This is a genomic window from Pasteurellaceae bacterium RH1A, assembly GCA_012221805.1.
GTDB lineage: Bacteria > Pseudomonadota > Gammaproteobacteria > Enterobacterales > Pasteurellaceae > RH1A.
Genome location: CP015195.1, coordinates 1,650,026 through 1,669,193 on the forward strand (window position 1 = coordinate 1,650,026; position 19,168 = coordinate 1,669,193).

Below are 19,168 nucleotides of genomic sequence, written 5' to 3' on the forward strand. Positions count from 1 at the left end.
CTATTTTTCTGCCCTTAAGCCGAGATAAAATCTTCTAAGTTCACTACCTTATCACAACTCTTTTCAATCAAATGCTGATCGTGGCTGACAATCATCAGGGCACAGTTTCGGGCTCGGCACTGATTGACCAAGAGGCTAATGACCTCTTGCTGAGTGATAGGGTCCAGCCTTGATGTAACTTCATCGGCAAAGAGCAAGACTGGCTCCAGCAAGAGGGCGCGTAGAATAGCCACCCTTTGTAGCTCGCCACCTGACACTGTATCTGCTGTGCGATTAAGCAGCTCTGGATTGAGGCCTAATTGTTCCAGCAAGGCAGGGATGAGGCTGCGATCTAACTTGTGGTAGTTGATCACATCATCCAGCAGGGTTTGTAAACTCACATTGGGGGCAAAGGCCTCGGGCGGATCTTGGTAGAGCTTAAGCACCTGGTGCTTCTTGTGGCAGGTAGAATGCCAGACCACCTGGCCTGATGTTGGTTTGAGCAAGCTACAAAGCACATCGGCAAGCGTGCTTTTGCCAATCCCACTTGGGCCGACAATACCTAGAATTTGGCCCTTATTGAGATCGAAGGAGAGATTCTTGAAGAGAGTGCGTTTGCCACGAGCAACAGTAAGATTTTTAACAGAAAGTAGCCGCTTATCGCTCCCTTCAAGTGAGGCGGAAAGGCTTTCCCAATATTTCGGATCCGCTCCAATCAAGGCCTGAGTATAGGGATCTTGCGGCTGATTCAAAATCTCCTCCGCTCTGCCCTGCTCCAGTAGTTTCCCTTTCTTCATCACCATAATTTCCCCACCCAAGGCCTCTGCCACCTCAATATCGTGGGTAATGGTCAGCAAACCACCACCCTGCTGGTAGGCTGCCTTGAGCAGGTCAATCACACTCTGCTTGCTAAGGGGATCTAGCCCCTTGGTCGGTTCATCGGCCAGCAGAATTTTGCCGCCCGAAGCCGTGGCAATAGCAAAGGAGGCACGCTGTGCCATACCGCCCGAAAGCTGGTGGGGGTAGCGGTTTTGGGCCTCTTTTAGGTCTAGGGATTGCAGATAATCAGCCGCCTGATTGTGGGCGGTTTGGCTGTCTAACCCTGCGACAAAGTGGTAGCTTTCCCAAACCTGTTTATTGATGGCCATAATGGGGTCAAGCGAGCGGCGGGGCTCCTGTGGCAGCATGACCAAGGTCTTGCCCCACAAGCGGTCAAATTTGTCCGACATTTTGCAAGATTCCATCTCAATTTCACCGCTTGCAGTCAAGCCTTCGGGGAGAGCGCCCATAATGGCCTGAATCAGCAGGCTCTTGCCTGAGCCAGTTTCGCCTAAAATGGTAATATTTTGCCCGGCCTCTAGGCTCAGGCTAATGGGCTCAACTAAGGTCAAGCCTTCGGTCGTTTGTACGCTGACTTGGTTAATGTTTAACAAGGCCATTATTTGACCCTCCCTGATAGCAGTTGCAGACTTAAGACCAGTAAAAAGACCGCCAGCACCGGCTGGGCGAAGATCCAAGGGGCTTCGTAATAATAAGGGAAGAGTTCGGTCATCATCAACCCCAGTTCGGCCGTTGGCGGACGAAGCCCCACGCTGACAAAGCCGAGTGTAGCCAGGGCTAAAATCGCATTGCCCAAGGAGAAGGCTGATAAGGTAGCCACCATAGGCAAGAGCCGTGGGAAAAGGTGGCGTTTAAAGCAGTACCAGAGCGGCATCCCCATCAAACGAGAGGATTGGATTTCGCTACTAGAAGCCAGTGTGCTACTAATGGCTCGCACCACCCGGAAAAATTCCACCCACATAACGAGTGAAATCCCCAAATAAAGCGTCCAAAAAGCCCCTGGAGCAAGGGAGGCAAAGAGCAAAATGAGCAACAAGCCCGGCAGAGCCATAATCAGATCGCAGAGGAAGCTCAAGGCTCGGTCCAACCAACCGCCAAAAAACCCAGCCAAAATGCCCAGTAAAAGCCCAGCCACCAAGGCACAAGCCACACTAAAAAGCGACAAGCCAAAGGAGAGACGAATGGCCGAGGCTAGGCGAGCCAGCATATCCCGGCCTAGATGATCGGTGCCCAGCCAGCTTTCACTGCTGGGTTCTGCCAAGAGATTAGTCAGATCCTGGAAGCTCATATCCATGGGGTAAAAATAGGGCTGTAGGCAGGCAAGGCCCAAAAGTAGGGCGAGGATGGCTGCCCCGATTTTTTGTGCAAGGGTTAATCTCATTGTTTTTCTCCAATCCGTGGGTCGATCCACTGGCTAAGCAAATCCGCACACATATTAAGCAGAACGAACAAACCGCCCATCACCAAGGCCGTGCCCTGAATCATGGGCACATCACGGGCGACAATGGCGTGTACGAGGGCATGGCCACTGCCCGGCCAGGCAAAGAGGCTTTCGACAATTACGACCCCTTCAATCAAATAAACCAACTGCACCGCATGGTAGGCAATGACTGGAATGGCGATATTGCGAATGCCGTGGCGAACAAAGGTCTGCCAGCCACTCAAGCCCTTGAGACGAGCGAATTGGTAGTAGTCAGACTGCTTGACCTGCACCATGGCCTGTCGTGTTACCCGCACTGACACCGCACTCAGCCCCAAGGCCAGGGTGAGGGCTGGCAGGACGAAATGCTGCCAAGAACCGTAACCGCCAGCCGGCAACCATTGCAGATTGACGGCAAAGAGGCTAATCAGGCCGATGGCAATAATAAAGGCCGGTAGGGAGCGAAAAAGCGTGCTGAAAACCAACATTAGGCGGTCAAAAAAGCCATTAGGCTTGCGGGCGGAGAGTACACCCAAGGCCGGGCCGATTAAGAGAGCTAAAATCAAGGCAACGATGGCCAGGCTCAGGGTATGGCCGAATTGGTGCTGGATTTCGCTCCAGACCGAATCGCCTGTGACTAATGACTTGCCTAGGTTAAATTGGGCCAAATCCAAGAGCCAAGAAAAGTAGCTCTGCCACCAGGGTTGATCCAGGGCTAATTCAGCCCGCACGGCATCGGCTGCGGCAGAGTCCAACATATCATAACCGTAACGGCTGGCCGCAATGCGGTAGGCCATATCGCCCGAGAGTTGGCGGGTTAGAATAAAGGTTAGGGTTCCCACCGACCAGATCACAAGCAGGAGCTGGCTTAAGCGGCGGAGGAGGATAGAGGGCATGGGGCTTTCCTTAACTAAATTAAATAATCACCCCATACGAGCCGTATGGGGTTTCTCAAATTAAGCCGTTCCACGGCTTAGAGCCACAGCGTGGCTCAAGTAAGTAGCCTAGCACGGCTCGTGCTAGGTGTTTATATTTTATTTCTTCAACAACTCCAAAAAGAAGCGTCTTTCAAAGGGATCCAGGGTCACGCCCTTCATATCCTTATGCGAAGCCACATTCTGCTGGTAGTAAACCACCGGAATAATCGGCAGTTCATCATGAATAATCTGGCTGACGGTCTGTTTGAGGGCCTTGGCCTTTTGTGGATCACGCTCGGTTTCCAGGGCCTGGAGGCTGGCCTCAAGGGTGCTATTTTGCCAGTTCATCACACCCCAGTCACTGCCCGCTTTGCCAAATTCCTGCACGATAACGCCCAGCGGATCTAAGGTCTTGCCATAGTTGAGGGCATAGAGAGCGATTTCCAATGAGCCGTCTTGGTGGCCGGCCGGGATTTCGCTGAAGTTACCCACGGCCACATTCACATCAATCCCCAACTTCTTCCATTGGGCCTGTAAGATGGTGGCCACAATCGGCAATTCTGGCCGATCTGGGTAGGTTTTGAGGGTGAAGCTGACCGGCTTGCCTTCCTTGAGCAGGTTGCCCTTGTCATCATACTGATAGCCCAAAGCGGTCAGATTTTGCTTAATTTTTGCAAGTTCCACCGCTTCATCCTTATCGGCAATCCGCCAGTCGGCAAAGGCCTTTGGCAGGATCTGTTCAGCGACCCCATCTTCAATTTTCAAGACCTTCTCGGCAATGGCCTTGCGGTCAATAGCCTGGCTGAGGGCTTGGCGGAAGGCGACATCGCTAAAAATGGGGTTGGCTACGTTCATTTTTAGCTGAATAGTGCGGGCAATGGATCCGCTGGTGAGATTGATATTCGGGTCACGTTTGAGGCGGGCCACGCTGGCAGTATCCAAGTTAAAGACCAGGGCAGACGGCTCACTTTGTGCCATAAGCATACGGGTTTCGCTGCGGCTGCTGGCCAAATAATTGGCCTGGGCCACTTGTGGTTTGTCGCCCCAGTAGGCCTCAAAGCGTTCGGCCTCAATTTTTTGCGGTGCCTGGATTTTGGTAGGCTTAAAGGCACCTGTACCAATCACTTCCACCACTTCGCCCTGGGCATTGTAGGCTTCTTGGGCCAAGATGATGGTTGAATAATGGGTTAGGAAGGCCGGGAAGGGCACGAAGGGCTTGGTCAGGCTGATTTCAAGCTGCTTATCGTTAAGGGCCTTGATGTCCTTCACAAAGGCCTTTTGCAGAATACTAGGCTGGGCCAATGCAAGTTTTAGGCTCTTTTCCACCGCTTGTGCAGTCAAGGCTTTGCCATTGTGGAAGACCACATTAGGACGGAGATTGAAGGTCCAAACGGAAGCATCTTCATTACTGCTCCAGCTTTCGGCCAAGCCACCGATAAGCTCACCCTTATCATTGGCTTCAACCAAGGTTTCAACCAGGTTCATGCGTTGAAAAATCACGCCAGATTGATTGGGGCTAAGGCTATTTAGTTCCCAAGGGGCAATCACCGTGGCAAGGGGAATTGAAGTAGGCTCTTGGGCTTGGGCCAGGCCACCAAAGAGAAACTGGCTGGCAACCAGGGCTGAAAGCAGGATTTTTTTCATGTCATTTCCTTAAAAGTTATATGGATTTATAAAGCTGGGCTATTCTGCCATAATTTCCTTAAAAAAATAGAGGGTTTAGTTTGTTTGTTTAAATTATCAGCAAGAAAGACACTATTTATACATTCTCTCCAAAAATTTGAGAACTAGATCATATTTTCGCAAAAATGTACAAGAGTCTTTACAGACTTAGGCTTAAAATAGGTAAGTATTTAACATTTACTTAACATAGGAGCTTATATGGCAAACCGTTCTGAACAGCTGATTTCTCAAACCCAACAATATGGAGCGAACAACTACCTGCCCCTGCCCATTGTGATTAGCAAGGCCCAGGGCATTTGGGTGGAAGACCCCGAGGGAAATCGCTATTTGGATATGTTGAGCGCCTATTCAGCCGTAAACCAAGGCCACTGCCACCCTAAAATTGTGCAGGCTTTGAAAGATCAGGCCGACCGTGTCACCCTCACCTCCCGTGCCTTTCATAATGATCAGCTTGGCCCTTGGTATGAAAAAATCTGCCAGCTCACCAAGAAAGAGATGGCCCTGCCAATGAATACCGGGGCAGAGGCTGTGGAAACCGCCATCAAGGCCGCCCGCCGTTGGGGCTATGAGGTCAAGGGTATTGCAGAAAATCAGGCCGAAATTATCGCCTGCCAAGGTAACTTCCACGGCCGCACCATGGCTGCGGTTTCCCTTTCTTCCGACCCAGACTACAAGCGGGGCTTCGGCCCAATGTTGGGCGGGATTAAGCTGGTGGACTATGGCGATTTAGAGGCCTTGGAAGCAGCCATCACGCCAAACACAGCGGCCTTCTTGGTCGAGCCAATTCAGGGCGAGGCGGGGATCATTATTCCACCAGCAGGCTATCTCAAGGCCGCCTACGAGCTTTGCAAGGTCAACAATGTCCTCTTTATTGCTGATGAAATCCAGGCTGGCCTAGGCCGTACAGGCAAGCTCTTTGCCACAGACTGGGAGGGCTTTGAGCCTGATATGTATATCCTGGGCAAGGCCTTGGGCGGCGGGGTTTTCCCTATCTCTTGTGTGGTGGCCAATCGGGATGTTTTAGGCGTCTTTAACCCAGGCTCCCACGGCTCCACCTTTGGTGGCAACCCACTGGCCTGTGCCGTTTCTCTGGCAGCTTTGGATGTGCTTTTAGAAGAAAAACTGACTGAGCGTTCACAAGAACTCGGCGACTATTTCCTGGCAGAACTGAAGAAAATCCAAGACCCACGCATTAAAGAAGTGCGGGGACGAGGCCTCTTTATCGGCCTGGAACTGCACGAACAAGCCCGCCCTTACTGCGAAGCCTTGAAAACCAAGGGTTTGCTCTGTAAGGAAACCCACGGCACGGTTATTCGCTTTGCTCCTCCACTCATTATTGAGAAAGCAGATTTAGACTGGGCCTTGGAGCGGATTCGTGAGGTTTTTTAAGAGATAAACATAGGCGGAAAAACTTATGGTTCGACAAGCTCACCAACTGTCTTTCCGCCTTGCCACTTCGCAAATCATAAAAAAACCTGTTAAATCTTCATTTAACAGGCTTTAGCTTTATTCTTGCTCTTGATTTAAGGTTTTCAGGCTCTCATCTGTACGGCGGGCCTCGCCTTTTTGTTTTTGCTTGTTGAGCTGGGTTTCTAGCTTAACTTCCACATCGTTAATGGCCTTGTAGAGGTCATCATCTTGGCTCTTAGCAAATAAATCCCCAAGCGGGGTGCCGATGGAGGCCTCAACCTCATAGCCATTTGGCAACTTGTGGATCATAAAATGCGGGTTAATAAGCTGTACTTTCCATTTATCCAATTTGGCCAAGCGATCCTCAATATGGGCACGGATGGCAGGGGTAACGTCCATTTGTTTGCTTGAAATGTTAATTGTCATTGCATTTTCCTCTTTGCTAATGGCCAAGGCGGCCGTTAATGGATAGGTTCAACATAAAGGGCTTTGAACGAAATTTCAAGGCATCAGGCCCAAGAAATTGCAAAATTTTGATCTACTTAACACTTTTTCTGATTAGTTGGTATAATCTTGCACATTCGCCCTTTTCATCTTGATACTATGTCTGACAAGCAAAAATACCCTCCGTTCAATAAGGCTTTTTTACAGCCCAAATATTGGCCGCTATGGCTAGGCCTTGGGCTATTTCGCCTGATCTTGCTCCTGCCCTACCCTGTCCTACGGCAAATCGGCCTAGGCCTGGGCAAGCTCTTCGCTCGCCTTTCCCTGGGCAAACGCCGCATGGCCATTGCCAGACGCAACCTTGAACTCTGCTTCCCCCACTACTCTGCCGCCCAAATTGAGGCCCTCTTGAATGAAAACGTAAAATCGGTCGGCATGGCCATTATTGAAACGGGTATGGCCTGGTTTTGGTCGGATCAACGCATTCTTAAATGGTCTAAGATTGAGGGCCTAGAACACCTCAAACAGCCGCAAGATGTGGGCATTATTTTTGTTGGTGTACATTTTTTAACGCTTGAGCTGGGGGCAAGAATTGTCGGCCTCCATCATCAGGGCATTGGGGTTTATCGGCCCAACGACAACCCACTTTTAGACTATATTCAGTTTAAGGGCCGGGTTCGCTCCAATAAGGCCATGTTAGACCGCCGAGATTTGCGGGGCATGATCAAGGCCCTGCGTCAGGGCGAAACCATCTGGTATGCGCCAGACCACGACTACGGCCGTAAGAACAGCGTCTTCGTGCCTTTTTTTGCCGTGCCAGACACGGCCACCACCACAGGCTCTTATATGCTGCGCCGCTCTGCCCCTAAGAGCATTGTCGTGCCCTTTAGCCCAATTCGCAATGAAGATGGCTCAGGCTATACGGTCAAAATCAGCCCTGCGGTGGATTTCAGCGCCTGTGAAAATGAGCTGGATACAGCTATCTTGATGAACAAGGTGGTGGAAGCAGAAATCCTCAAGGCACCCAGCCAATATATGTGGCTTCACCGCCGTTTTAAAACACGGCCGAATGAGGAAGATAGAAGTCTTTATAGCTAAAATATTGTAGGGGCAAATCACATTTGCCCCTACACAGTTCCATAGCACAAGCGGTCAATTCCGTCCTCTTTTTTGCAAATTTTGATCTGAAATAGACCGCTTGTAGATGAAGGCTATTTCAAAAACAGTGCTGCCGCCCCTCTTGTGCCACCCGCATCACCATAGATGGCCTTTTTAATCACAGGCACCTTGGCCGAACGCATTAAACGGGCTGGCAGGGCTTTTGGTAGGGCTTCGTAGAGGTGGTCGAAGTTGGAGAGGCCGCCGCCGAGCACGATCATTTCAGGGTCTAAGATGGTAATCAGGTTGCCCACGCTGATGGCCAAGAGTTCTACATATTTTTCAACAAAGGCTACCGCTTGGGGCTGGTTGGCGTAGAAGTTTTGGATAATGGTTTTGGCGTCTAAGGCCTCGCCTACTAAGTCCTTATAGAGTTTTTCAAAGCCACGGCCTGAAAGGTAGGTGTCTAGGCAGGCTTGGTTGCCGCAGCCGCAGTCGTAAATGGGTGCGTCCGCTCCGCCCAATAATTGCAGGGCGTGGTAGTTGAGTTGGGTATGGCCCACTTCGCCTGCCATGCCGATCTTGCCTGAGTGAATCTTGCCATCAAAGACCAAACCACCGCCAAAGCCCGTGCCTAAGATCAGGCCTAAGACCGATTTGTACTGCTGGTTGTTTTCATCCCAGGCTTCAGACAGGGCAAAGCAGTTGGCGTCATTCTCGCCCCGCACTTCACGGCCTAAGCGTTGGCTCAAATCTTTAAGAATAGGTTGGTTGTCGGCCACTCGAATGTTGGCGATTTCGGCCAGGCCTGTTTCACGGTTTACAAAGCCTGGAAAGCCCAAGCCCACTGTGCCCTGGGTGTTGAACTTGCTGTCTGCCGTACGCACCAGGTTTTCCACCGTATAGAGCCAATCTTCATAACTGGTTTGTGGGGTTGGTACCCGTTCGCTATACAATTTTTCTAATTTTTCGTTAAACACCGCCAATTCAATCTTGGTGCCACCAATATCTAAACCATAATGAAATGCCATATTAGCCTCGCTTGTTGAAGAATGTGAAGGTTTCTAGAAAAGGGATTGTCCGCAGGAAGATAAAGAGGTGGAGAGCCCACGCAATCAAGCTGCTGACAAAAAGATCGATGGGATAGTGCATCCCCAAATAAACACGGCTGGCCAGAATGCCTGCTGCCCAGAGGGTCATAAAGCCCAATGTCAGACGCACGCCCAGCTCATTTAGACCATGTAAAAAGCCGGCAAAAATCATAAGCCAAGAGGCCGCAAAAATGGTATGGCCTGAAGGGAAGGAATAGCCCAGCTCGCCTGCCTGATGTTGGGCCACCCAGTGTTCATCTTCAATCTTAGCTGAATTGAGGGTCACTTCTGCCTGCTGGTCTTCTGTTAATTTGTAAAAATCGGTCGTTTTCAAGCCGCTTGTTTGCTCAAGCTGCACCACAAAAGGGCGGGGTTCTTGGAAAATCTGCTTCATGCCCTCTTTAATGGCCTGAGTGCCCAGCTGTGAAAAAAAGCAAACCGCCAGCACCAAACGCCAGTTGTAGCGACCCTTGGTAAAGTGCAAAAGCCAATAGGCCAGCAGCACGCAGGTCATAAAGGCGAAGGGAACGGAGCCGGTGTCCGTCCAGGTCAGCACCAAAAAGGTCAGGCCCAGTTGGCCAATCATGTGGCTCATTTGCCATTGGTAGTCCAGCGCCCAAGCGGTTAAAGGCACCAGCAGCATAAAAAAGGTGTAAAAAGAAAGTTTATTTAGCATAGTGATATTAAAAGACCGCTTGTGGCCTACAAGCGGTCGATTTGGGTTGAAATTTTACAATTAAATGGCCTTGGTGGCTCTTGGTAGCGAAATTTTCTTCTCTTCGCTTGGGCGATAAAGCACCAAAACGTGGCCGATGGTTTGCACAGCGGCTGACTTGGTTTCCCGCACGATGGCATCAATAATCAGCTGCTTGGTTTCACGGTCGGCACCGGCGATTTTGACCTTGATGAGCTCATGGTGCTCTAACGCATTGTCGATTTCAGCTAAAACGCCTTCAGTCAGGCCATTGCCGCCCAGCATCACGACAGGGCTAAGGTGGTGGGCCAGGCCTTTTAAATATTGTTTTTGTTTGGTTGTTAATGTAATGGACATTGAATTGCCTTTGGGTTGATAAAAATTAGTGGAAATTTAGCATAAATTGAGGCAAAAGTCAGGTTCATTTTTGTGTCAAATTAGGCTAGAATACTTTCCCCGAAAGCAGCAACCGTTTGCTTATCACCAAATTCCTTTCTTCTCACTCAAATAGGTAACAATAAGATGTCAAACACGATTTTAGAAGCCCTTCCCCTCGGTCAAAAAGTGGGTATCGCCTTTTCAGGTGGCCTAGACACCTCCGCAGCCCTGCTTTGGATGCGTCAAAAAGGGGCAGTGCCTTATGCCTACACCGCCAATTTAGGCCAACCAGATGAAGATGATTATAATGCCATTCCTAAAAAAGCCTTGGAATACGGGGCGGAAAATGCTCGCCTAATCGACTGCCGCACCCAGCTAGCCCACGAGGGCATTGCTGCCATTCAGTGTGGTGCCTTCCATATTTCAACCGGTGGTATGCCTTATTTCAACACCACACCACTAGGCCGTGCCGTAACAGGCACCATGTTAGTGGCTGCCATGAAGGAAGATGATGTAAACATCTGGGGTGACGGCTCCACCTTTAAGGGCAACGACATTGAGCGTTTCTATCGCTATGGCCTCTTAACCAACCCAAATCTTAAAATCTACAAACCTTGGTTAGACCAAAATTTCATTGATGAACTAGGTGGCCGCCATGAAATGTCTGAATTTCTGATTGCCAATGGCTTCAACTACAAGATGTCGGTAGAAAAGGCCTACTCAACCGACTCCAATATGCTGGGTGCCACCCACGAAGCCAAGGACTTAGAGCTTCTCAGCACTGGCATTAAGATTGTAAAACCAATTATGGGCGTGGCCTTCTGGGATGAATCGGTTGAAATCAAGCCTGAAACCGTGGTGGTGCGTTTTGAAGAAGGCGTGCCTGTTGCCCTAAACGGCCAACGTTTTGACGACCCAGTTGAGCTGATTTTAGAAGCCAACCGCATTGGTGGCCGCCACGGCTTGGGCATGACCGACCAGATCGAAAACCGCATTATCGAAGCCAAATCCCGTGGTATCTACGAAGCCCCGGGCATGGCCCTGCTCCATATTGCTTATGAGCGTTTGGTAACCGGTATCCACAATGAAGACACCATCGAACAATACCGCATTAACGGCTTACGTTTAGGCCGCTTGCTCTATCAAGGCCGCTGGTTCGATCCGCAAGCCCTCATGTTGCGTGAAACCGCCCAACGCTGGGTAGCCCGTGCCATTACCGGTGAAGTCACCCTTGAGCTTCGCCGTGGTAACGACTACTCCATCCTCAACACCGAATCACCGAACCTGACCTACGAGCCAGAGCGTTTGAGCATGGAAAAAGTGGAAGATGCACCGTTTACCCAACAAGACCGTATCGGCCAATTAACCATGCGTAACTTGGACATCGTGGACACCCGTGGCAAGTTGGGCATTTACACCCAAACGGGCTTGATTTCGGCTCAAAATGGCGTAGTGCCGCAGTTGGAGCAGAAGTAATTTACTTGCTTAAACATGATGATGGCGCCAGCGTCCACGCTGGTGCCTCATGTAAATTGATTTGGCACCAGCGTGGACGCTGGCGCCATCTTTAGGGGATCAAGCATCAATAAATTATAAAATTTTTTGAAAAAATCAAATTTTTTGTAGTTTTTTGCCTCATACCCTCTATTTGGAATTTATTTTATCTGCTTAAACGTGTATCCTAAGCAGGTTTTCGTATTTGTTAAAATACGGTTAAATCACAACCATTGTTCTACATTTATATAAGGTTTCAACTATGTCTAAAAATGTACTTATCCTTAACTGCGGTAGCTCTTCTTTAAAATTTGCTATCTTAGACGCCGAAAATGGCGATGAAAAATTATCTGGCTTGGCAGAAGCCTTTAACCTTCCTGATGCCCGCATCAAATGGAAGTTAAACGGCGAGAAAGGCAGCGCAGATTTAGGTAATGGTGCAGCCCATAGCGAAGCCTTAACCTTTATTTCTGAAAAACTCTTACCACAGGAACTCAAAGACAGCATCGGCGCCATCGGCCACCGTATCGTACACGGCGGCGAGAAGTTCACTCAATCTGTAGTGATCAACGATGATGTTTTAAAAGGCATTGAAGAAGCGGTTCAATTCGCCCCTCTTCACAACCCAGCCCACTTAATCGGTATTGCGGAAGCCTTCAAAATCTTCCCACACTTAAAAGAGAAAAACGTAGCCGTATTCGACACAGCCTTCCACCAAACCATGCCTGAAGAAGCCTACCTCTATGCGCTTCCATACAGCCTCTACCGTGACCACGGTGTACGCCGCTACGGCGCCCACGGCACCAGCCACCTCTTTATCACCCAACAAGTGGCCGAGCGTGTTGGCAAGCCAGTGGATCAAGTAAACGCCATTATCTGCCACTTGGGTAACGGTGCTTCTGTATCTCTTGTTCGCAAGGGTAAATCTGTGGACACCTCAATGGGCTTAACCCCATTAGAAGGCTTGGTGATGGGTACTCGTTGTGGTGATATCGACCCAGCTATCATCTTCTATATGCACGACAACCTCGGTATGTCTGTAGATGAAATCAACACCACCCTAACCAAAAAATCAGGCTTGTTAGGCTTAACCGAAACCTCTAACGACTGCCGCTTCTCTGAAGATAACTACGACAAACTTCCAGAAGCCAAACGTGCCTTAGACGTGTTCTGCTACCGTTTAGCCAAATACATCGGTGCCTACATGGCTGCCCTTGGCGAACCAACCTTAGATGCCATTGCTTTCACAGGCGGTATCGGTGAGAACGCCGGCCCAGTGCGCGCCCTCACCCTCAACCACTTAAAACTCTTCGGCATTAAAGTGGACAACGAGCGCAATATGGCGGCTCGCTTTGGTAACGAAGGCGTGATCACAGCCGATGATTCTGCCTACCAAGCTATGGTTATCCCAACCAATGAAGAATTAGTCATTGCCCAAGATACCGCAGCCTTATTATTGAAATAATTGATTTGAAAAGCTGTTGGAGACAACAGCTTTTTTGCTTTTACCCCCCTCAGCCTTCGGCAGCTCCCCCCGTAAACAGGTGGAGCGAAGAAAGCATGCGGGTAAAAAAATTAAAAATTTTGCAAAAATAGGAAACCAAAATGTCTAGAACCATTATCCTGATCCCAACCAGCACAGGCGTTGGGCTGACCAGTGTAAGCCTGGGCCTTGTTCATGCCCTTGAACAAAAAGGTGCCAAAGTGGGCTTCTTAAAACCCATTGCTCAACCTGTGAGCGGCGAAGATACTCTTGACCGTTCAACCTCCATCATTCGTGCCGCCCAAACCACCGAAGTAGGTGAGCCATTTATGTTGAGTGCGGCAGAAGCCCTGATTGGCCAAAACCAAACTGATGTGCTGCTCGAAAAAATCGTAGAACGCCATCAACAGCTTTCTAAAAACAACGAAATCGTGGTGGTAGAAGGCTTGATCCCAACCCGTAAAAACTCTTACGCCAACAGCGTAAACTACGAAATTGCCCAAGCCCTTGATGCGGAAATCGTCCTTGTTGCAGCGCCAGGCTCTGACAAACCTGCTCAGTTAAAAGAGCGTGTCGAAGCCGCTGCCTCTGAATTTGGCGGCCGTAGCAACCCTAACCTATTAGGTGTGGTCATCAACAAATTCAACGCCCCTGTGGATGAGTCTGGCAGAACCCGTCCAGACCTAACCGAAATCTTCGACTCCTTCCAACACTCGGTAAACAACGTGGCGGAAGTGGAAGGCTTATTTGCAAAAAGCCCGATTAAACTCCTCGCTTGTATCTCTTGGAAGGCCGAGCTTATCGCCACCCGTGCGGTGGACGTGGCCAAGCACTTGGGTGCGGCCATCATCAATGAGGGTGAACTCCACAAACGCCGTATCCGTGGTGTGACCTTCTGTGCCAGAAGCCTGCCGCACATGGTTGATCACTTCAAGGCAGGTAGCCTGCTTGTGACCTCTGCCGACCGCCCAGAAGTGTTAGTTGCTGCTTCCCTTGCGGTGATGAACGGAGTGGAAATTGGTGCCGTACTCTTAACAGGTGGTTACAAAATCGACAGTCAAATTGGCAAACTTTGCCAACAGGCCTTTGAAAGTGGCTTGCCAATCTTCCGTGTGGAAGGCAACACCTGGCAAACCGCGTTAAGCCTACAAAGCTTCAGCCTAGAAGTGCCAATTGACGATAAAGAACGTATCGCCAACATCAAGCACTATATGTCTGAACAATTCGCAGGCGGCTTTATTGCCGACATCACCAATGGTGCAGTGCGTGCAAGACGCTTATCACCAGCGGCCTTCCGTTATCAATTAACCGAATACGCCCGTGACGCCAAAAAACGCATTGTGTTGCCTGAAGGTGACGAGCCTCGTACCATCAAGGCCGCTGCCCTTTGTGCCGAACGTGGCATTGCCGAATGTATCTTGCTTGCCCCTGAAAATGATGTCCGCCGTGTGGCTGAAGCCCAGGGCGTGAACCTTGAGAAATACCTGGGCAAGGGCATTCAAATTATCGACCCGGCCAGCGTGCGTGATGGCTATGTTGATCGCCTAGTTGAATTGCGTAAAAACAAGGGCATGACCGAGGTTGTGGCTCGTGAGCAACTCTTAGACACCGTAGTGCTTGGTACAATGATGTTAGAAGCCAACGAAGTGGACGGTTTGGTATCCGGTGCAGTTCACACCACAGCCAACACCATTCGCCCACCAATGCAGATCATCAAAACAGCGCCAGGCAGCTCGATTGTTTCATCAATCTTCTTTATGCTTCTGCCAGATCAAGTGCTTGTCTATGGTGACTGTGCGGTAAACCCAGATCCAAATGCTGAACAATTAGCTGAAATCGCCATCCAATCGGCCGATTCTGCCAAGGCCTTTGGTATCGACCCACGTGTGGCCATGATTTCTTACTCAACCGGTACATCAGGTTCTGGTGCAGACGTAGAAAAAGTTAAAGAAGCCACCCGCATTGCCAAGGAAAAACGCCCAGACCTCATCATTGACGGCCCATTACAATATGATGCCGCTATTATGGAAGACGTGGCCCGCTCCAAAGCTCCAGACTCCCCAGTGGCAGGTAAGGCAACTGTCTTTATCTTCCCAGATCTGAACACAGGTAACACCACCTACAAGGCGGTACAACGTTCAGCCGACCTGGTTTCTATCGGCCCAATGCTACAAGGTATGCGTAAGCCAGTGAACGATCTTTCTCGTGGTGCCTTAGTGGACGACATTGTTTACACCATCGCATTAACCGCTATTCAAGCGACACAAGAGTAAGGCGATAAGCAAATGAAAAGCCCCTGAAAGTTAGATTTCAGGGGCTTTTTGTTGGCTAGGGGCTGTTGATAATTCGGAAAAATTTGCGATTGTCGTGATCTTTGATGAACTAGAGATGTAATTCCCCTCTTTAGCAAAGAGGGGTTAGGGGAGATTTGGCAGGAGTGATAACGGAGTGAGGGAATGATTAGTCAGAAATTATCTTGTTTGTTTTATCTCCGAAAATAGCCCTCTCGTTGCTCTTTCTTCTGCCAAATCTCCCCCTGCCCCTCTTTACTAAAGAGGGGAGTGAATTACATCCCCATACTCCCCAAACCCAACATCAACATAAACAAGGCCGTTTCTACCTGTTCTTGAGGAATATCTGTGCCGTTGAGTTTGACATTGCCCTTATCTACTTCCAACTTGACTGCAATCCCCTTGTCCGTACTGACTGCAAAACCACCCTGGGTAGCCTCACTCAGCCATTGGGCGACAATTTGTTTGGCCAGGATTTCGGCTTGTTCACGGGTTTCTGGCGTGAGCTTATTGACTTGGGTCAGCAGCTCTTCCATATTGTCCTTGTCTAGCTTGACCTCAAGCAAGGACTGTTGCAAAGGCGTGAGAAAGTCTGCCATACCCTTGAAGTTATCAGGGTTAAAGGTTTCCAAATTGAGGATAAGGGCCAAATCGCTCTTGCCCTTGGCATTTTCCAGGCTCAGGGATTTAATGTGGAGCTTGCTATCCGTGGTGAAAAGTTCACCCATTGCTTTTAGAACGACAGCTTCATCGTTAGAAGTTTCACCCAAAAAGTTATCAAAACGCTTGGCATCAACATCCATAAGGAGATCCATGCTGAATTTACCCAGGTCAATTTTTTCATTACCCTGGCTGATCAGCATTTTTTCACTCACAAAATCCGCACTAGACACCACCCGATCTTTTTCAAGACTGGTCAGGCCCTTAGAGCGAATACCTTCAAAGGACATGCTGCCCTGCTCTTCTGGGTAAAGCATTTGCAGCGATTTAAGCTTGAGATTGGCCTGGCCTGTTGAGATATTCGGATAAGCATCTTCTAACTTGAAATTATCCAGATCATAAACCAGCTCTTCTAGCCTCAAGACCATATTTCCGCCTTGAGGGTTGCTGGCCTTAAACTCCACCAAAGGCAGGCTCATATTGCCCGAAAAAGCACTGGAATAAGAAATAGCCAAGTTGGAACTTAACGGATTCGGCATATTGGCCTTGAGGGATTCAGGGGCGCTGATTTTAGACTCCAGACTGGCCACCACAGGGGAGAGCTTGCCTTGGGTTAGGCGATTAAGAGGGATTGGGCCGTGGAAGAGCTTATCTTGGGCCGTGAATTGGTAGGCCTGGCCCTCGGGGGTTTTGACATCTAATACATAGGTTACATCCGAGCTGAAAATACCACGCTCAAGTTTGACGTCTTTTAACTGGGCATCCAGCTCATAGCTCTTAAGGGCCACTAATTGCTTGTTGGTTTTTTCCACCAATTCAACATATTTTTCTTCGGCTAACTTGCCGGTGTACCAGCTGGCCCCAGTCAGGCCCACACCTAAGATGGCAACGACAGAAAGGGCGACGGTTGATAATTTCATAAAATGTCCTTTTGAGAAAATAAGAGTAGGTCAAACAAGATTTTAACTTAAATTGACCAAATTGTGTTGCAAAATTGTTAAGTTATGTGCCAAATAAGCGGCGGATTTTAAATCGGCAACTGATTTAATTTCAGGGAAGTAGGCCTGCAAGCCAGGATTGCTGGGATCTAGACGTAAAAAATCCGCCAACTGCTGCAAGAGCTGATATTGGCTGGCTTGAGGTTTAGTTGAGTCATAACAAGCGGTCAGTTTTTCGATTTCTTTTGCAATTCTAGCCTGATTGCCCACCAAATAGCCCCGTTGAGCCTTGCTTAGGCTACTGAGCCACATGCCATCATACTTGGGCAACTCACGCAAAAAGGCAAAAAGATCCTCCACCCTGCCGCTTTTTAGCTCCAACTCCAGCTCGCAAATGGCCTCGCTGCCAAATTGGTTTTTAATCAGGCCCTGATCTAGGGCAATTTCAAGCTGGCTCTGGCCCTGCTCAATCAGCCAGGTTTGACGGGTGAAGTCTGTACTGAAAAGAGCCTTGAGTTGGCCCAGTTCAGGCATTTGCAAATTATAGTGGCTATTTAACCGCTTGAAGTCAGGCTCCGCATTTTCCAAGGGCAAATTATATTCAGGCCGAATATGCAGGCCGCCCACGATATTGCCCTTGGTTTTAAGGGTCAGCTCATATTGGCCATTTTGCTGACGCACCCGCAAGCCCATTTTCTGGCCCGCAAAAAATTGGTCTGCCGTATCATAATAGGTATTGCCCAGCTCAAGTTGCACCTTTTCAAGGCAGACTTGCCCATTTAGCCAGGCTGTCACAGGCCCTACATTTTCAGGGCTGAGCATGATTTTTAGCTCAATTTCATTTTCCATTTTCTCGTCCCGCTTATGGTTTTGTGCTAGAATTTAGCCATTTTAGGCAAAAGCAACCTTGAGTTCAAACAGATGTTTAACCGTATTCAACATAAACTAAGCAACTTCGTCCAACGTGGGCTAGACAACCATCTCCGCCTGGCCGTCACAGGCTTAAGCCGCAGCGGCAAAACTGCCTTTATTACGAGCTTGGTGGATCAGCTCCTGCACATGGGCGGCGATAACGACCACCTTAAGCTCTTTATGCCTGCCCGAAATAAGCAGATCCTGTCTGTTAAGCGAATTGAACAGGGCGACTTAACCATTCCCCGCTTTGAATACGACCAAAACCGCCACTGCTTTGAAAGCCAGCCGCCCTACTGGTGCCCTTCCACCACGGGCATCAGCGAAATCCGCCTGGCCATTCGCTACCAACGCCAAGAGGGCCTGCTACGCCATTTGAAGGAAGAAAGCACCCTTTATGTGGACATTTTTGACTACCCTGGCGAATGGCTTCTAGATCTCCCCCTGCTCTCACAAAACTTCCGTGAATGGAGCAAAAGCCAAGAGTTAGTACACAAGGGCCAGCGGGCAGAACTGGCACAGGACTGGCTAGAAGAGGTCAAAAAATTAGATCTGCAGGCCAAGGCTGATGAAAACCAACTTGCAAAAATCAGCGAAATTTACACCGCTTACCTCTTTCACTGCAAGGCAGCCGGCATGCAATATATCCAGCCCGGCCGCTTCGTCCTGCCTGACAGCCCCCGTGGTGCGCCCGTTTACCAGTTCTTCCCGCTCTTGCATTTAAGCGAGCAAGACTGGCAGGCCTTGGAAAACAGCCCAGAAAACAGCACCTTCAAGGCCCTCAAAAAGCGTTACCGCCAGTATCAGCAAAAAATCGTCAAACCTTTTTACGAGGACTACTTTTCCCAGTTCGACCGCCAGGTTATCCTGGCCGACTGCCTGACTCCGCTCAACCACAGCCAACAGGCCTTTATTGAGATGAAAATCGGCCTCCAGCAACTCTTTAAACACTTCCACTACGGCAACCGCTCGCTCTTTAGCCGCCTCTTTTCGGCCAATATCGACAAGCTCCTCTTTGCCGCCACCAAGGCCGACCACATCACCAGCGATCAACTGCCTAATTTGGAAAGCCTAATGCGCCAGTTGGTGCAAGAAGGCGGCCGACATGCCGAGTTTGACGGCATCACCACCGACTACAAGGCCATCGCCGCCATTCGCACCACTGACCCTGTCACGGTTAGCCAAGATGGCCAAAGTTTTAAGGCCATTCGGGGCGTACGCAGCCTAGACAAAAAACTGACCACCCTCTACCCCGGCACCGTCCCCAACCGCCTGCCTGACGCCGCCTTTTGGGCCAACCACCGCTTCGAGTTCGAGCAGTTTGAACCCAAGCAGCTAGACTTCGACCAACCCATTCCCCATTTAAGAATGGATGCGGTTTTGCAGTTTTTGTTGGCGGATATGTTGGATTAAACGAAGCTCAAGATACAAGCGGA

Annotated in this window: 16 protein-coding genes; 6 read left to right on the forward strand and 10 right to left on the reverse strand. The window is 49.6% G+C overall.

All coding sequences use genetic code 11. The annotated features are described in order from the left end of the window. Positions 1-14: 14 nt before the first annotated feature. From A4G20_07735 to A4G20_07750, 4 genes are all read right to left on the reverse strand, one after another. Positions 15-1,418, reverse strand: a complete 1,404-nt coding sequence (locus tag A4G20_07735) for an ABC transporter ATP-binding protein (protein ID QIW16229.1) — start codon at positions 1,416-1,418, stop codon at positions 15-17. Beyond that, a complete protein-coding gene (locus tag A4G20_07740) occupies positions 1,418-2,200 on the reverse strand; it encodes an ABC transporter permease (GenBank protein QIW16230.1) in 783 nt (260 codons plus the stop codon). The genes A4G20_07735 and A4G20_07740 overlap by 1 nt, the downstream gene beginning before the upstream one ends. Then, a complete protein-coding gene (locus tag A4G20_07745) occupies positions 2,197-3,135 on the reverse strand; it encodes an ABC transporter permease (protein ID QIW16231.1) in 939 nt (312 codons plus the stop codon). Before A4G20_07745 ends, A4G20_07740 begins: the two co-directional genes overlap by 4 nt. A gap of 138 nt (positions 3,136-3,273) precedes the next feature. Then, positions 3,274-4,800 (reverse strand): ABC transporter substrate-binding protein, encoded by a 1,527-nt coding sequence (locus A4G20_07750; GenBank protein ID QIW16232.1) that lies wholly within the window; start codon positions 4,798-4,800, stop codon positions 3,274-3,276. Between the two features lie 237 nt (positions 4,801-5,037). Between A4G20_07750 and A4G20_07755 the strand changes: the two genes are divergently transcribed. Further along, a complete protein-coding gene (locus tag A4G20_07755; GenBank protein ID QIW16233.1) occupies positions 5,038-6,228 on the forward strand; it encodes an ornithine--oxo-acid transaminase in 1,191 nt (396 codons plus the stop codon). A gap of 117 nt (positions 6,229-6,345) precedes the next feature. Here A4G20_07755 and A4G20_07760 read toward each other — a convergent pair whose 3' ends face one another. After that, positions 6,346-6,675, reverse strand: a complete 330-nt coding sequence (locus A4G20_07760) for a ribosomal subunit interface protein (GenBank protein ID QIW16234.1) — start codon at positions 6,673-6,675, stop codon at positions 6,346-6,348. Positions 6,676-6,852: 177 nt separating this feature from the next. Between A4G20_07760 and A4G20_07765 the strand changes: the two genes are divergently transcribed. Beyond that, positions 6,853-7,791, forward strand: a complete 939-nt coding sequence (locus A4G20_07765; protein QIW16235.1) for a lipid A biosynthesis lauroyl acyltransferase — start codon at positions 6,853-6,855, stop codon at positions 7,789-7,791. A 113-nt stretch (positions 7,792-7,904) separates the two neighbouring features. Here the strand turns inward: A4G20_07765 and A4G20_07770 are convergent, their stop codons facing one another. From A4G20_07770 to A4G20_07780, 3 genes are read right to left on the reverse strand one after another with little or no spacing between them, the layout of a single operon-like run. Beyond that, entirely contained in the window at positions 7,905-8,822 is a 918-nt protein-coding gene (locus tag A4G20_07770) for an N-acetylglucosamine kinase (protein ID QIW16236.1), read from the reverse strand. 1 nt (position 8,823) lies between these two features. Further along, complete coding sequence (locus A4G20_07775) at positions 8,824-9,558, reverse strand: hypothetical protein (protein QIW16237.1); 735 nt, start codon at positions 9,556-9,558, stop codon at positions 8,824-8,826. Positions 9,559-9,618: 60 nt separating this feature from the next. Further along, on the reverse strand, positions 9,619-9,927 hold the full coding sequence (locus tag A4G20_07780) for an RNA-binding protein (protein ID QIW16881.1): 309 nt from the start codon (positions 9,925-9,927) through the stop codon (positions 9,619-9,621). 171 nt (positions 9,928-10,098) lie between these two features. Between A4G20_07780 and A4G20_07785 the strand changes: the two genes are divergently transcribed. From A4G20_07785 to A4G20_07795, 3 genes are all read left to right on the forward strand, one after another. Next, complete coding sequence (locus A4G20_07785; GenBank protein QIW16238.1) at positions 10,099-11,430, forward strand: argininosuccinate synthase; 1,332 nt, start codon at positions 10,099-10,101, stop codon at positions 11,428-11,430. A 280-nt stretch (positions 11,431-11,710) separates the two neighbouring features. Then, a complete protein-coding gene (locus A4G20_07790; GenBank protein QIW16239.1) occupies positions 11,711-12,913 on the forward strand; it encodes an acetate kinase in 1,203 nt (400 codons plus the stop codon). A 140-nt stretch (positions 12,914-13,053) separates the two neighbouring features. Continuing rightward, complete coding sequence (locus A4G20_07795; GenBank protein QIW16240.1) at positions 13,054-15,204, forward strand: phosphate acetyltransferase; 2,151 nt, start codon at positions 13,054-13,056, stop codon at positions 15,202-15,204. A gap of 293 nt (positions 15,205-15,497) precedes the next feature. Here A4G20_07795 and A4G20_07800 read toward each other — a convergent pair whose 3' ends face one another. Continuing rightward, positions 15,498-16,802: a hypothetical protein gene (locus A4G20_07800; GenBank protein ID QIW16241.1), complete on the reverse strand. Its 1,305-nt coding sequence runs from the start codon at positions 16,800-16,802 to the stop codon at positions 15,498-15,500. 42 nt (positions 16,803-16,844) lie between these two features. After that, a complete protein-coding gene (locus tag A4G20_07805) occupies positions 16,845-17,669 on the reverse strand; it encodes an adenylate cyclase (GenBank protein QIW16242.1) in 825 nt (274 codons plus the stop codon). A 72-nt stretch (positions 17,670-17,741) separates the two neighbouring features. On the opposite strand from A4G20_07805, the gene A4G20_07810 reads away from it, so the two are divergent. Beyond that, complete coding sequence (locus tag A4G20_07810; protein ID QIW16243.1) at positions 17,742-19,145, forward strand: hypothetical protein; 1,404 nt, start codon at positions 17,742-17,744, stop codon at positions 19,143-19,145. Positions 19,146-19,168: the final 23 nt, after the last annotated feature.

Bases quoted from the DNA above. Each gene is read 5' to 3' on its own strand.
- A4G20_07785 (QIW16238.1), top strand. From the start codon at position 10,099: ATGTCAAACACGATTTTAGAAGCCCTTCCCCTCGGTCAAAAAGTGGGT.
- A4G20_07765 (QIW16235.1), top strand. From the start codon at position 6,853: ATGTCTGACAAGCAAAAATACCCTCCGTTCAATAAGGCTTTTTTACAG.
- A4G20_07790 (QIW16239.1), top strand. From the start codon at position 11,711: ATGTCTAAAAATGTACTTATCCTTAACTGCGGTAGCTCTTCTTTAAAA.
- A4G20_07805 (QIW16242.1), bottom strand. From the start codon at position 17,669: ATGGAAAATGAAATTGAGCTAAAAATCATGCTCAGCCCTGAAAATGTA.
- A4G20_07755 (QIW16233.1), top strand. From the start codon at position 5,038: ATGGCAAACCGTTCTGAACAGCTGATTTCTCAAACCCAACAATATGGA.
- A4G20_07810 (QIW16243.1), top strand. From the start codon at position 17,742: ATGTTTAACCGTATTCAACATAAACTAAGCAACTTCGTCCAACGTGGG.
- A4G20_07740 (QIW16230.1), bottom strand. From the start codon at position 2,200: ATGAGATTAACCCTTGCACAAAAAATCGGGGCAGCCATCCTCGCCCTA.
- A4G20_07735 (QIW16229.1), bottom strand. From the start codon at position 1,418: ATGGCCTTGTTAAACATTAACCAAGTCAGCGTACAAACGACCGAAGGC.
- A4G20_07775 (QIW16237.1), bottom strand. From the start codon at position 9,558: ATGCTAAATAAACTTTCTTTTTACACCTTTTTTATGCTGCTGGTGCCT.
- A4G20_07795 (QIW16240.1), top strand. From the start codon at position 13,054: ATGTCTAGAACCATTATCCTGATCCCAACCAGCACAGGCGTTGGGCTG.
- A4G20_07750 (QIW16232.1), bottom strand. From the start codon at position 4,800: ATGAAAAAAATCCTGCTTTCAGCCCTGGTTGCCAGCCAGTTTCTCTTT.
- A4G20_07770 (QIW16236.1), bottom strand. From the start codon at position 8,822: ATGGCATTTCATTATGGTTTAGATATTGGTGGCACCAAGATTGAATTG.
- A4G20_07745 (QIW16231.1), bottom strand. From the start codon at position 3,135: ATGCCCTCTATCCTCCTCCGCCGCTTAAGCCAGCTCCTGCTTGTGATC.
- A4G20_07760 (QIW16234.1), bottom strand. From the start codon at position 6,675: ATGACAATTAACATTTCAAGCAAACAAATGGACGTTACCCCTGCCATC.
- A4G20_07800 (QIW16241.1), bottom strand. From the start codon at position 16,802: ATGAAATTATCAACCGTCGCCCTTTCTGTCGTTGCCATCTTAGGTGTG.